Source organism: Nitrosospira multiformis (assembly GCF_003050865.1).
Taxonomy (GTDB): Bacteria; Pseudomonadota; Gammaproteobacteria; order Burkholderiales; family Nitrosomonadaceae; genus Nitrosospira; species Nitrosospira multiformis_E.
Map to the genome: position 1 here is coordinate 1 of NZ_QAOK01000041.1, position 13,095 is coordinate 13,095.

Annotated in this window: 18 protein-coding genes and 1 pseudogene; 16 read left to right on the top strand and 3 right to left on the bottom strand. The window is 52.4% G+C overall.

The window, feature by feature from the left end; translation table 11 throughout:
- Both C8R21_RS14365 and C8R21_RS14370 read right to left on the bottom strand, forming a co-directional pair.
- Positions 1-174: transposase (locus tag C8R21_RS14365; protein WP_258192434.1), on the bottom strand; the 174-nt coding region annotated here is incomplete at its 3' end.
- 236 nt (positions 175-410) lie between these two features.
- Positions 411-1,094 (bottom strand): hypothetical protein, encoded by a 684-nt coding sequence (locus tag C8R21_RS14370; protein ID WP_146162512.1) that lies wholly within the window; start codon positions 1,092-1,094, stop codon positions 411-413.
- A gap of 405 nt (positions 1,095-1,499) precedes the next feature.
- On the opposite strand from C8R21_RS14370, the gene C8R21_RS14380 reads away from it, so the two are divergent.
- The 11 genes and pseudogenes from C8R21_RS14380 (at position 1,500) to C8R21_RS14435 (ending at position 8,087) form a co-directional block, all read left to right on the top strand.
- Positions 1,500-1,742, top strand: a complete 243-nt coding sequence (locus C8R21_RS14380; RefSeq protein WP_107763320.1) for a helix-turn-helix transcriptional regulator — start codon at positions 1,500-1,502, stop codon at positions 1,740-1,742.
- Between the two features lie 11 nt (positions 1,743-1,753).
- Complete coding sequence (locus tag C8R21_RS14385) at positions 1,754-2,509, top strand: DNA-primase RepB domain-containing protein (protein ID WP_107763321.1); 756 nt, start codon at positions 1,754-1,756, stop codon at positions 2,507-2,509.
- A gap of 18 nt (positions 2,510-2,527) precedes the next feature.
- Positions 2,528-4,318: a hypothetical protein gene (locus C8R21_RS14390; RefSeq protein WP_146162513.1), complete on the top strand. Its 1,791-nt coding sequence runs from the start codon at positions 2,528-2,530 to the stop codon at positions 4,316-4,318.
- On the top strand, positions 4,315-4,578 hold the full coding sequence (locus C8R21_RS14395) for a hypothetical protein (protein ID WP_107763323.1): 264 nt from the start codon (positions 4,315-4,317) through the stop codon (positions 4,576-4,578). Before C8R21_RS14390 ends, C8R21_RS14395 begins: the two co-directional genes overlap by 4 nt.
- Positions 4,579-4,803: 225 nt before the next feature.
- Positions 4,804-4,986 carry a hypothetical protein gene (locus C8R21_RS14400; RefSeq protein ID WP_146162514.1) on the top strand — a complete coding sequence of 61 codons (183 nt, stop codon included), beginning with the start codon at positions 4,804-4,806 and terminating at the stop codon, positions 4,984-4,986.
- A gap of 1 nt (position 4,987) precedes the next feature.
- Positions 4,988-5,557: a terminase small subunit gene (locus C8R21_RS14405; protein WP_107763325.1), complete on the top strand. Its 570-nt coding sequence runs from the start codon at positions 4,988-4,990 to the stop codon at positions 5,555-5,557.
- Positions 5,558-5,665: 108 nt separating this feature from the next.
- Positions 5,666-6,301 (top strand): annotated as a pseudogene (locus tag C8R21_RS14410) (hypothetical protein); the annotation flags it as partial.
- A 497-nt stretch (positions 6,302-6,798) separates the two neighbouring features.
- Positions 6,799-7,032 (top strand): ribbon-helix-helix domain-containing protein, encoded by a 234-nt coding sequence (locus C8R21_RS14420; protein ID WP_181258965.1) that lies wholly within the window; start codon positions 6,799-6,801, stop codon positions 7,030-7,032.
- Positions 7,033-7,256: 224 nt separating this feature from the next.
- Positions 7,257-7,493 (top strand): hypothetical protein, encoded by a 237-nt coding sequence (locus tag C8R21_RS14425; protein WP_146162515.1) that lies wholly within the window; start codon positions 7,257-7,259, stop codon positions 7,491-7,493.
- A 19-nt stretch (positions 7,494-7,512) separates the two neighbouring features.
- Positions 7,513-7,713 carry a hypothetical protein gene (locus C8R21_RS14430; RefSeq protein ID WP_107763330.1) on the top strand — a complete coding sequence of 67 codons (201 nt, stop codon included), beginning with the start codon at positions 7,513-7,515 and terminating at the stop codon, positions 7,711-7,713.
- A 185-nt stretch (positions 7,714-7,898) separates the two neighbouring features.
- Entirely contained in the window at positions 7,899-8,087 is a 189-nt protein-coding gene (locus C8R21_RS14435) for a hypothetical protein (protein WP_107763331.1), read from the top strand.
- Positions 8,088-8,119: 32 nt separating this feature from the next.
- Here the strand turns inward: C8R21_RS14435 and C8R21_RS14440 are convergent, their stop codons facing one another.
- Entirely contained in the window at positions 8,120-8,866 is a 747-nt protein-coding gene (locus C8R21_RS14440; RefSeq protein WP_107763332.1) for a hypothetical protein, read from the bottom strand.
- Between the two features lie 654 nt (positions 8,867-9,520).
- Between C8R21_RS14440 and C8R21_RS14450 the strand changes: the two genes are divergently transcribed.
- The 5 genes from C8R21_RS14450 to C8R21_RS14475 form a co-directional block, all read left to right on the top strand.
- The gene (locus C8R21_RS14450; protein ID WP_107763338.1) at positions 9,521-10,195 is read left to right on the top strand and encodes a CsgG/HfaB family protein; all 675 of its coding nucleotides are present in this window, start codon (positions 9,521-9,523) and stop codon (positions 10,193-10,195) included.
- Positions 10,196-10,201: 6 nt separating this feature from the next.
- Positions 10,202-10,642: a DUF4810 domain-containing protein gene (locus C8R21_RS14455; RefSeq protein ID WP_107763334.1), complete on the top strand. Its 441-nt coding sequence runs from the start codon at positions 10,202-10,204 to the stop codon at positions 10,640-10,642.
- Complete coding sequence (locus C8R21_RS14460; protein ID WP_107763335.1) at positions 10,639-11,286, top strand: GNA1162 family protein; 648 nt, start codon at positions 10,639-10,641, stop codon at positions 11,284-11,286. The genes C8R21_RS14455 and C8R21_RS14460 overlap by 4 nt, the downstream gene beginning before the upstream one ends.
- Positions 11,287-11,917: 631 nt before the next feature.
- A complete protein-coding gene (locus C8R21_RS14470) occupies positions 11,918-12,838 on the top strand; it encodes an HNH endonuclease (protein ID WP_107763337.1) in 921 nt (306 codons plus the stop codon).
- A 3-nt stretch (positions 12,839-12,841) separates the two neighbouring features.
- A partial coding sequence (locus tag C8R21_RS14475) for a hypothetical protein (RefSeq protein ID WP_219906683.1) occupies positions 12,842-13,095 on the top strand: 254 nt, incomplete at its 3' end.

A 13,095-nucleotide genomic window follows, 5' to 3' on the forward strand; every position in this document is an offset into this window, starting at 1 on the left:
CTTGTGTGGCCCGTAGCCTCTGGGAGCATCCTTCCATTGCAGGCCGTTCTTTATCACGTAAATAATCCCGCTGATCACCCGTAAATCGTCCACACGTGGCACCCCATGCGACAAGGGAAAATAAGGCTTTATGCGGTTGAATTGTTTCTCTGACAGCATAAAAAGATCACTCATGGCAACTCCTCCTGCCATAAGTGAAAGTGAATCACATCCACTCACTTCCGTGAATCCCAAAATTAATAGGTCCTGAGCCTAGCAGAGAGGGATCTATATCCGCCATTTTTACGTTGTTTCATACCAGTTTTAGATGCCGTCTCCGGACTCCTTACCAATATATCCCATAGAACGATTACAAGAATAGCTAGAAAAGGGGCTAGCAACGCCACACACGCGCCCTAGCATTTTTAGCGCTATTCAAATTTCTCGTCCCGCGCCCGATCTTCGGCGGTTTCGGTAGCGCGTTGGCGCTCTATCATAGCTGCATAACTGGGAGCATTCCTCTCGGCCCATGTTGCAATCTCCGAATTAGAGTGTTGCACGAGGCTCTCGATTAGAGGAATTCGGCTCACCAAAGTAGCGGCGAGCGAAGAGCCTCTGCCTTGGCATCCGAAACGGTTCAGAAATACGTCCAATACCTTTGATGGTTCCGGTGCTACCTCGATGAGTTTTTCCGCAGAAGCAGACCAGTTACCGACATCATCCTCATCACCCTGGTTCAAGAACTTTACAACTCTAGCGAGACAGGTGTAGCGGGAATTAGGTTTACGAGCTGCCCAACTTATCAATAGCTCGTCGGAAACAATATCCAGTGGGCACGAACGGTTAACACTCCTCATATCCTGAAAAATGGTCAGCCCGTAGTCATCCATTGCCTGCTCTACAAGCACATCGAGAACAGTGAGGGGAAACGTTTTCGTCAGCGCGTTAATTGTTTTATCCAAGTCCCACGCGAAAACCTTGTGGTTTCTTATGGCTTCAATAATTTTGGCGCAAAATGCGTCGGCTTCGCGTTGATGCTCAGGTTGATGAAATGACGCCTCGAGTATTTTTCCAATCATATAATCAGACCCGAGGTACCTTTTTTCCAATTTCACTTGAGCCAGGAAAATCCGGGCAAGGTATGAAAGCTGGCAGAAAGCTTATCGCGCCCTTAAAAAGAAGATCCCTGATAAGCCTGATACCTGGTACGCGCAACAAATCGCCAGGCAAGAGATTGGCTGCGGCCGTAGTGCTGGAACCATTAAAAAACATATGAAATTTTAAAAAAGTTGGGCGGAATTTTTTCGCCCAATTTTCTCCGCGCTAAAGTCTTGTATTTACTATTATTTTTACTTTAGTCGCTCATTACACCCTTCATTCCGTCAACATTCCACCCGTTCTAATCTCCTGTTTTTAAATTAAAAATCTCTCCTCGAGCAGATTTGGCGATATTTTTTCGCCCAAATCGCGCAGTCATGATTTGCCTTGGCAAGTCCATTACTGCTTAAGGAGGCTCAAAAATGAGGACTAAGATTGTCCGCGGCCCTGTTGTAGACAGCAACACAGGACAGGGGCGTTCCACGAGATATGTTCGTATGGCGCAGGGTTTATTTCCAAAGCCCATTAAACTGGGGCCAAGGTCGGTAGGGTGGCTCGAGAGCGAAGTAGAAGCAATCAATGCGGCGCGCGCGGCCGGGAAATCCGATGATGAAATCCGGGCTTTAGTGTTGAAGCTGGAAGCTGCCCGCAAGACTCTTGCTTGAGGGGCGCAACCATGACACGTCAAATTCTGACAGTTTTCGCCAGCGACCCAGGCAAAGGGGGTAAAGGGGGTAAAGGTGGTGAATTCCCGATTACAAACGCAGAATTTATCGCCAGCGTGTTTCAGCAGATACCCCAAGGTGCATTCGCGGCGGTTTGTTCAAAACCGGGGGATCCCACTCTCGGGGGATGGATAGCGACCCCTGCAAACCAGGGCATTCAGAGTCTTTCTGCCAACCATAACAACTATGTAGGGTGTTCGAGCTTCTTCCCCGGAGACGATGGTTCCTTCAAGGCACGCAAGGATCGCTTTGCAGCCTTTCATTTCCTGATGCTCGATGACATAGGGACGAAGGTCCCGTTCGAGCGTTTGGGCAGTTTCGAATTATCCTGGCTGATCGAGACGAGCCCGGGGAACTACCAGGGAGGAATCATTCTGGCCAATCCGATAAGCGATGCAGCAGGAGCGGTACGGTTGCTCACTGCAGTAATCGATGCGGGCCTTTGTGATCCGGGCGCGGCTGGTCCATTGAGCCGTTGGGCGCGCCTCCCCGTTGCGGTCAATGGCAAGCCAAAACACAAGGATAATCTGGGCGAGCCATTCCATTGCTGCCTCACCGAATGGCGCCCCGAGAAGCGCTACACTCCGCACGAAATCCTTGCTCGCCTGGAACTGGAGCGGGCACCAGGTAGACGCCCAAAGCATTCCAAAACACCCTCGGTTAAGCGGAGCGAATGGGATGACGCTCACGATGTATTGATGCCGTAGGCTGCGGAAAACCCGGTGGTGGCAGCGCTCAAGGAACGAGGACTTTATAAGACTCCCCTGGGTTCTGGCAAGCATGACATCACCTGTCCATGGGTAGAAGAGCATACTGACGCACTGGATACCGGTGCTGCCTATTTCGAGCCGGATGATCTTTATCCATTGGGAGGCTTTTGTTGCCAGCACTCCCATGGGGAGAGATATCACATCAGGGATTTGCTGGCACAGCTTGAGATTCCGAACATCGAGGCACGGCATAAGCCCCTCATTCGGGTGATTCCGGGCGACCTGCATCGTGTAGTGGACGCAGCTGAAAAAGAACTGGCAGCCCGGGGACGCCATTTCCAGTCGGGTGGACTGATTGTTTCGATCTCAAGCGATCCGACTACCGGTGATCCTTCAATTGTTCCAACCAGCGCTCAGGCATTGGCGAGGGAACTATCGGTTGCTGCATTATGGGAGAAATACGACCGACGTTCAGACGCCTGGGTTCGCTGTGATCCACCTCAGCGACATGTTTCCATACTTTACGATGCGCAGGACTTTCGGCATCTGCCTCCGCTTGCCGGCGTAATAAGGCAACCCTATTTTCGGGAATGTGACGGGAAACTCATTACCGAGGCAGGGTATGACAAAACGTCTCAGCGCTTCGGGGTGTTCGATCCCCGTCAATTTGTCATACCAGAGCCGACGAATGAGGAAGTCGTGGCGGCGATGGCATTGCTGGAAGATCTCCTCGAAGAGTTTCATTTCGTCAGCGATACGGATAGAGCTGCTGCTTTATCAGCCATCTTCACGGCTGTAGTGCGGCCCTCGCTTTCCTATGCGCCAGGATTCCACGTCAAGGCTCCGGTGTATGGCAGTGGAAAAACCTATCTGTGCGAGCTGATCGGCGCTTTCGCAGGGCCTGGAAGAAACACAAAAGTGAGCTACCCCACCACATCCGAGGAAGCCACCAAAGTAATGCTTTTCCTGCTTCTATCCGGACCTGCCGTTATCGAGTTTGATGACATGGCCAACGACTGGATACCGCATGGAATCATCAAGCGGGTATTAACGGCTGAGCACATCACCGATCGCATTTTGGGAGCAAGCAAAATAGCAACCGTAAGTACGCGTACCTTGTTTCTGGGTTCGGGGAATAACGTAGGACCTGTAAGTGATCTGCTGCGGCGCATCGTAACGATTCACCTCGATCCGCGCTGCTCAACTCCTGCCACCCTGAATTACAAAAGTTCGCCCGTCGACAAGGTGCGCCAGAACCGGGGGAGGTATGTGGCCGCTGTACTGACCCTCATCCTGGCATGGCGCAAGGCAGGTTCGCCGCGTGCCGGTGTTGAGAACATTGTTACGTTCGGCGGCTCATGGTCGGATTATTGTCGCCATCCGCTCATATGGCTGGGGCAGCCTGATCCGGCCACGGCATTGCTCGAACAGGTCAAACACGATCCCGACGCCGAGTTACTTGGATCGCTGATGGTCGAATGGCAAAGGGCATTCGGGTCGTACTCGATTACGGTGCGCCGGGCGATTGAAGCGGCTGAAACCAATTCAAGCCTTCGCGACGCAATGTGTGAGTTCCCCATTGTAGAGCGAGGCGAGATCAATCATTCGAAGCTTGGCTGGTTATTGAAGAAAAATATGGATCGCATCATCAACGGCATGAAATTTCAAAAGGACCAAGCTGAAGGACGTAATGCCTGGCGAGTCGTTGTGGCCGATTCACCTCCTTTACCTCCTTTACCTCCTTTATCCCGGTCGATAACGAAAAGTGTCACCGGTAATAACAAAATAATCGGGGGTGAGGTGTGAGTGCCGCAGAGATTATCAAAGCAGCCGCGAGGGACGGGCTGAGCCTCTTTATTAAAGTTGGGGGAGGACTGCATTATTTCGGCTATGAAGATTCAGCCGCCCGCTGGCTTCCCGTTATCCGCGAAAACAAAACAGAAATTCTGGAGACGCTTCGAGGACAAGACATAATTACCATGGGAGCGAATATGACGTGCGCCGATGCTTCCTCGTACTGGTGGCGGTTTTATTTCTATAAATTTGGTAAAAACCACCGTCTTTAGACGGTGACTTTGACTTTAAATGTGTTGACTCATGCGCGCTAGCTTGGTGCGGATAGGCGACTTTAGTCGTCTGCACCCAAGCTGCGCTAACCCACCTACTTCTAGCAGGTGGTAGTTTAGTACCCAGACGGTACCATCAAGGAAGTCTCGTTTTACCCAGCTGCGACCCGTTCCCATGCCTTGCGAGGCGAAGCTGGGGCAATAGCTGCGATTTCCTTTGAGCCAGTGCGCCAAACTCCTGGGGCTCCCCTCGGGAAAAAAGATGAAGCTTTACTGCGGCGGTGGCTGAGCCAGATCGGAGAAACCAGTGAAACCACCATTAATGTGCTTGAGCAGTGCAACGCCGACGAGAGTATGCGAAATTACTATCTCATGAGAGCAAGTCAGGACCTGGTCGAGCAGTGTTGAGATGAAAAAATTGCAAAAACTCGAACTTACACCGAAGCAGCAGCGATTCGTGGCCGAGTATTGCGTCGATTTTAATGCCACGGCAGCGTATGTGCGTGCCGGCTATGACGCCCGGGGGAATTCGGCAGAAGCGGCGGCCTCTCGATTGTTAAGTAATGTTAAGGTCCGGGAGGCCATCGAGCAGAAGCAAAGGGAGATCGCTAAACGTTGCGAAGTGACCACCGAGAACATCGTGCGCGAGGCCGCAGCAGTTGCGTTCTCGGACATACGCAAGCTGTTCAACCTTGATGGATCACCGAAAGCCATTCATGAAATTGACGATGCCACGGCCTCTGCTATCTCATCAATCGAAGTCGGCCAGATGGTCACTGACGGCAAGGTGACAGGGAGGACGTGCAAGATAAAGTTCTGGGACAAGAACAGTGCCCAGGAGCGGCTATTCAGGCACTTGGGGCTGTTTCGCAAGGAGAATGCGTCCAAACAAACCCCTCGCAAGATAGGGATTGCCTTTGTCTCACCGGATGGCGAAGTAGTGCCGTACTCCGGTCACAGAAACGCCAGAGAAACCTGACGAGTTTTTATCCGTTGGGATAACTGAGGGTTACGAGACGCAACCTAGAACTGTTAGTTGGTTCAGATCACAAATTGGGTCTGGAACCCATAGCTCTTCTTTGCCGATACTGCCGGTTTGGCTGCCGGCTCGCTGATACGCAGAACGAGCAACATGCCCTTCCTTGCCTTGCGCTACGGTACCACGCGGCATATCGAGCCTGGGGCGCAGTAGATTGAGGGCGACAAGAAGAACGGCGTGGAACCGCTCGACTGGCGCGGTGACGATCTTGCCAAGATGCGTGCCTTGATCCATACTTTCGTCAAGGCTTTTGAAAACAAGGCACTGGAGTTCAAGGATGACAGATACGACTTCAACAGAAGAGAATTCATCGGACGATTGGGTAAGCCCTTGGACCGGGGGCGTTTCAGCTCGGCGCAAGTCAAGGAATGGGAAGACCAGCGCGAGCGGTTGAGGCAACAGTGCGTCGCGGAATTCTCATCCAGTCCCTTATATCAAGCGAGAGCTTTGATCGACCCGGAATACTGGAACGTTCTCAGTCGGGGGCGTGCACTTGTATCGCACGGATCGTTAAGTCAATCATTCTCACGCCAGACCAAGGAGCCACGTCACACGGTGGCTTTGTCGTTTTCGGACTCCGAAATCGCGGATCCATACGATGATTGCTGCGGTACTACCACACGAGTGCGGTACTACCACACGAGAAAAGCCTCGAGCTTGTCGATCGTTCTGGCCTATACATGACCAGTCTGTCGCAAGCGCGAGGCTCTAAAGGAAAAATATACCAAGGGTCCGATCTGGTCAAATACTGCAACAATAATCCCGATGTTTTACCACACAAATTCGCAAACTACAGTGGAAAACCTGAGCAAAGCTACTCGCTAGAGTTGAAGCATTCAAGCACTGCCGCTTTGGTTTCCTCGTTTGGCTCAGGCTTGTCTAATGAACCGAAAGCATTGTCTGATATTATGTCGTTTGGCTGCGCTCCGAACGTTTCGGACGTTTGCGGGACGCCTTGCCCTTGGCGAGTCGCACTTGGCGCGGAGCGGGTCTAGATAGCGGCAGTTTTCGCCTTCATGTTCTCTGCGATCAATGCTAGCTCATGCCTCTCCATTTCTTCCTCATCTAGCACAAACTTGCGGTCCTCTTCACTCGTTTCTTGCAGCTCCCGTTTCGGACAGGCGGGTGAAGACCTAATCATGTAATTGATATACCATTGCCATTTTGCTATGGAGCACTCCATGTGCACAATGGATGATATCCCTGATGATCTGGCGGCCGAACTGACGACATTGGCGCAACGTCAAGGCATATCTCGCGCTGAGCTCATCCGTCGAGCGCTTGCCGCCTACCTTGATCTGATCCTTGCTGAGAGCAAGGCGGGCAAGGATGCCCTCGAGGCCGCGTATGGAATCTGGAAGGATCGAAATATCGACGGAGTGGAATATCAGCGCAAGCTGCGTGACGAATGGTAGCAGTATATGAACCTCTGCCTGCCTCCACCTGGAACCCGAGCGGATCATAAAACCAGTATTCTACTGGGCTATGTAGCTAATTGCTGGAAGCAGGTCACCAAGAGCGCCAATCTAGGGTGCACGTTGCAGGGCGCTGGAATAGGAACGCCAGCGTCTTATAAGGCGCCTCTAAGACTTGGTTTCCCAAGCTCTTCAGCACACCCGCCCGCTGGCGTTGATGCAAATTGGCTGAAATGATTGCCGTTGTCAAGGGCGAGGTCAAGCCCGATGATGGAGCATTCGGTACTTCGGTACATATGACAAAACGCAAAGGCTGCGATTGGCTTGCTGACAGTGGCGGGTCTAATTCCCGCCGCACACAAGCCAATGCGACCCTTGACGCTGTGATTTTAGATGGCTCGGACAAACTACGCAATCCAAGGGTATTTTCGCGCAGTTCCGATAGAATCGAAGGCGATTAAACTTCGGGAGGCAGTTCAGATGGCTTTCGACCGGGAAGCGTGGAAGGAAAAGCTGGACAAGGCGCAAACAACAGAAGAAATAACAGCGGTGATAATGGAGCTGCCGGACCGTGGGCCACCAATGACGCCGGACGACCCCGACTATTTCTTCATGGAACCGATGTTGAAATTCAAGCCTTCGACTCCTACCACCCGAACTACAAAGACAAAGGATGGCTAGGCCGGGGCGACATCCACTTCTCCCGTTGGGGGGCCCCCACTGCTTAATGTTGCTCATGCCGAAGTAGCCCTCTTCGGCCAGCACCGCAGCTCTTCCGCATAATGGAAATGGGCCGGGAAGATGTAACTACTCCTGACAACCTACGCCCGGCCGATCATGGATGAGGAACCTCTGGAGGTGGTTCAATGAACCGAAAGGAATGGCGGGAAAAACTGAAAAAGGCGCGGACACAAGAAGAGTTTTCGGAACTGCTCGATCAGATACCGGAAGCAACTGAAGCCGAGGTCAGAACGGAAGCCCGCGAGTTTTTTATCATGGAGCAAAAGATGATTTATCCACACTTGACCTCGACCCCAAAAACCGGAAAGACGTAGGCCGCTATTTATCGTCCATTCACCCCATATTTCTACTCGACCTTCAACTTCTCGTCGAACTCTCCCGCCCCAGGTGCGGTTTGCAGGTGGTGGATCCTTGATAAGGCGTTCTCTTGAGTCTCGACCGGCAATAATTCGCGAGAAACGAGACACTCGCTTTGCCAGTCCTTCTCGCCTACCTCCCGGAACCGCTCGATCGTCCTCTCGATCACCTCGCGATTGATTTCATCCGCCTGGACAATGGCATAAAGGCCAATACCGTAACGATACCCTGACTCGATGGTGAAAGATTCGTGGATGACCGGCGGCTCATTTTCAATGATCGCCCGCTCGCATTGCTCTTCATACTCCTGCCTCGTCAGTCCGCCCAAACACGCATAAGCCTTGGGCTGTCGCTTCACCATCCGGAAATACTTCTGCCCATTCGCAAGAAACGGCCCTTCCCGAATAAACCCGTCTTCCTCCTGCTCATCAATCAGCAGCGATGAGGCTCGCTCCTCGGCAAGGAGGCGTGCTTCATCCCAGAATTGCTGGGTTGCGGTAACAATCGTCGCATTCCAGATGGTCAGGCCATCGCCGCCGAGAAAGAGGCAGTCGATCCACTGCTTGTACGGGCCGGGCCTGCCGGCTTCATCAAGCAGGGCATCACTCGTAAATTTTCCTCCGTAGTAGCTGGCCTTGCGCGTGATCTTCCAACGCAGGCGCACGTACAGGTCGCGCCGCCGGCTTCGCGGCAGTTCCGAGAAAGGCGTGGTTTGATCTGGACGTCGTTTTTTCATTATTCATACGCTCCCTATAGAGAGGGGGGTCTGTGACCAACAAAACAAGATCCATCAAGCAGTGTACAATCAGCCTGCAAGGGTCGCGTTGGTTTGAGGCTGGCGGGAATTATACTCGCCTGAGTTCTCTAACCAATCGCGGCCCTTGCCGTTTTTGTCACTCCCCCAAGGCAGTGCTTTCCCGTGAAAGTCGTGCACGCGGTTGCACGTATTCAGTGCTTCGCTTCTCCCAGGCCTGCTCCCGACAGTTCCGGTATCCGACAGGTATTTCCATCCCGTCATCTAAAGTTTTCCCCGAGCCTTGCTGGTTCTGTCAGATCAACCATTGGCAGCGTCACTCCATCTCAGTTCTCCATGCCTCGCTTGCCAATGCGCAAGCTTTACGCAAGCACTCCTGCACATTCGGCGAGCTGTTGTGCCGTAGTCTCGGCAATCAGCATATCCGCCAATTTGTAGCCAGCACGCCAACGATTTTACCAACGCCTCCCTTGACCATACTGTACCTAAGTCCAATTGTTGACTCTGTACTGAGGCATAAAATAGCTCGCTTTGTTGTTATTGCAAAAAGAGTAGAATGCCGAACTCATGGATGAGTATGAGTTAGTGCTGTATGCAATCTCTCCCAGTTCAAGTGCCAACCTTAAAGAAGGACAAATGAAAAGAATACTGCTAATTGCCACCATTCTGATGGTCGCTGCCTGTGCGCCCACCCGCACCGTTCAGGAAGGCGTCAAGGATCCCGGTCCCCGCGTCGTCGCAAACCCATTGCCTGCAAATCAGCGCATCACAGTAGGTATTGCCCGTTTTACTAATGAATCTGTTTACGGAAGTGGACTTTTCACAGATGCATCCGGCGACAGGATCGGCAAGCAAGCCTCTGATCTGCTTGCGCGCCATCTTGTGGCAACACAGCGCTTCAACGTCGTCGAGCGGCAGGATATCGGGAAGCTGGCCGCCGAAGCCGATTTGATGGGGTTAAGCAAAGAACAGTTCAAGCAGAACCTGATGGGCGTAGACGCCCTGATCATGGGTTCTGTCGCTGAATTGGGCAGGGACACCACCGGTAATACGTGGGTGATTGGCAAAAGCAAGACACAGCGGGCGCGCGCCCGTGTGGTATTGAGACTGGTTGATCCCAGGACGGGCCAAGTTTTTTACACCCAGGAAGGCGCGGGCGAGGCGGATTTGTCTTCCAGCAGCACCCTGGGCTTTGGCGGCGCTACCGGATTTGATTCGACCCTGGAAGGCAAGGCCATTGATGCTGCCATCGTCAACATGATGAACAATGTTATGGCAACGCTGGAAGCACGCCGTAACCAGATCCAATAGTCGATCATGCGAACAGTAAAAGACTTCACTCGTCCCCTTGCGGCTAAAGTTTTTCTTAAGCTATGCCTTTCTGGCATCCTCGCAAGCTCGCTCGCGGGCTGTGCGGGGCCCTCGATCTACCATTGGGGAAAATTTGAAGACGGACTCCATGAACGTTACGTAGGCCAGAACCATGCAGAGGCAGATGTTTATCTGTTCGAGACCATTAACGCTGCCGAGCAACAGAATTTAAGGGTTCCTCCTGGCGCCTACGCCGACTACGGCTTTGTGCTTTTCAAACGCGGTGATCGTGAGGGAGCGATCTCGTACTTTGAAAAAGAAAAGCGGATGTTTCCCGAGTCGAGTGCCTTTATGACCACATTGATTGAGCGCGTCCAGCAGAAGGAAAAAGAGGCGGTGGAAAAAACCCAAACCAACGCTACTGTGAATACGGGTGCCAAGCCATGAAAGGGGTTTTCATCGCAATTACTGCAATCTGCATGGTGGGCCTGCTTTCGAGCTGTGCGGTACAACCGGAAAAAAACGATCTTGCAGCGTTCTATGCCCATCAGCCCCGCTCGATACTGGTTGTTCCAGTTGTTAACAACACAACGGAAATTAGTGCTTCGCCCGTTTTTGTTTCAACAATAACCAGGCCTTTGGCGGAACGAGGCTATTATGTTTTCCCCGTCTACTTGAGTGACCTTGTCCTGCGAGACTTCGGCCTTGCAGAGGCAGGGCACATTCACCTGCTTCCTACCCAACGCCTGTATGAGCTGTTCGGTGCGGACTCAGCCCTCTTCATTACCATTAAAGACTGGAGCAGCAAATACATTGTTCTTGCCTCCACAGTAACGGTCGAGATGGACTATGAGCTGAAGGATACAAGGACAGGCACCCTTTTATGGCAATCCACACAAAAGGTTGTCCATAGCTCAGGCGGGGCAGGGGGTGGATTGATAGGGATGGCGGTGGCAGCGGCAGTAAACGCAATGGCAACCGATTACCTGCCACTCGCACGGCGGGCAAACGATCAGGCGTTTGTAGCTCCGAAGGGCTTACCGGCTGGCCCTTACAATCTGGAATACGGCAAGGATCGGGATAAGTTTTAAACAAAAACACGATACCTGGGGCTGTGTATTGCGCGAGTTACAGCAAAAGGATCATAAGGCTTGGTGTTGGTAAACCCTACCTGCTCCGTTGTTATTGCCGAAAGGGTAGAGATAAAACCTGAACCGGAATTGAGTGTTGGACGTTCAATCATTTCCCCGCCAAGCTTACCATTCATGAGCTGAATGCACAGCGCTGCCCTTCTGGTTGCATGATCGTTAAGATACACCGGCTTTCAAGAATTCGCTGTGCCTGTCCATCTCCCAAGCCCAGCGCTTTCTTTATTGCAGCCCTGCCGCAGGTGGTGTATTGATCGGCTTCATCCCTGTAGCGGGCCAGAATCAGATAAGCATAAATTTGCGTCACAGTTGCGCTGGCAATCAGCTCATCTACTCCCACTGATCCAGAAAGGGCCTTTCCCCTCAGCCTTAGGCGGGTTGCTTTCCTGTTTTTTCCATGTTTTGATGTATGTTGTTCACTTCAATACATCAGTCACCTCATTAATATCCTAGCTCATCCGATGGGTCGCCGAGACATTCGACGTGCTGCTGAAAAGGTGCGGCAAGATGCTCTGGATCAGATTGACAATTCAGTCCTTCTCACTTCACTTATTTGAGGGGCGGTAGGTAATTAATGGATATCAATCTCGTCATCGCTGTCACAGACGGTGACTGGTTCGAGATGCTGAGGAAGCAGCCGAATCTTAGCGAGGTGAATTTCTGGGCGCCCTCAGCAGCCAATTTCCGCGCACTCCAGCCGGGCGAAATGTTTCTGTTTAAACTACATGCGCCACGCAACGTAATCGTCGGTGGCGGTATCTTCGCATATTCCAATACGCTGCCCTGCTCCCTCGCTTGGGAAGCGTTTGGCGAAGGGAATGGAGCGCGGTCTGCTCAGGAGATGCGCTCGCGCATCGCACGCTACCGCCATATCGATCCCGGCGATCGCAGTGATTTCGATATCGGCTGTCGCATCTTGACGCAACCCTTTTTCTTTGAGGAACGTGACTGGATCCGGGTTCCCGCAAGTTGGTCGCCGAATATAGTCTCATTCAAGACTTACACCACGACTGACGCGGAAGGACTCGCGCTATGGGAAAAGATTAACTGGCGGCTCGGCAGGCTTATGACACCAGAGATCCCGGAAGGCAGCAAACGTTTTGGCGAACCTTATCTCATTCGTCCTCGACTTGGACAAGGCGCATTTCGGGTGCTCGTGACAGACATCTATCGGCGTCGTTGCGCGATTACGCAGGAAAGAACGTTGCCTGCCCTGGAAGCAGCACATATCCGCCCTTATGGCGATGGCGGCGCTCATGAGGCGACAAATGGATTGCTTCTGCGGAGAGATATCCATAGCCTGTTCGATGCCGGATATGTAACGGTGACACCCGAATTGCGATTCGAGGTGAGTCGACGCATTCGGGAAGAGTTTGACAACGGCAAGCACTATTACGACCTTCACGGTCACCAGATCCAACTTCCATCAGAGAGTGGCCAGCATCCGAATCCTGACGCCCTGCGCTGGCACAATGAAAATTGTTTTAAGGGATGAGTAATGGGATCGATCATCTCTGAGAATACCGATACCCTAATACGTATGGCGGCGTTCAACCACGTCCGCAGGCTTGGAGAAATCCACGATCACCTCACTGCGGCCGAGTTGAACCCGGGTTTTGTCTTTCAAGGAGAGCGGTTTCCGCTCATTAATCCGCAGCGCGGCATTTTCAAGCCGCAACAGATGCGGTATCTGCTGTCGATCAAGACTGTATTTCCCAAGCCGGGAGCAAAGGTCTGGTACGACGACCAGCG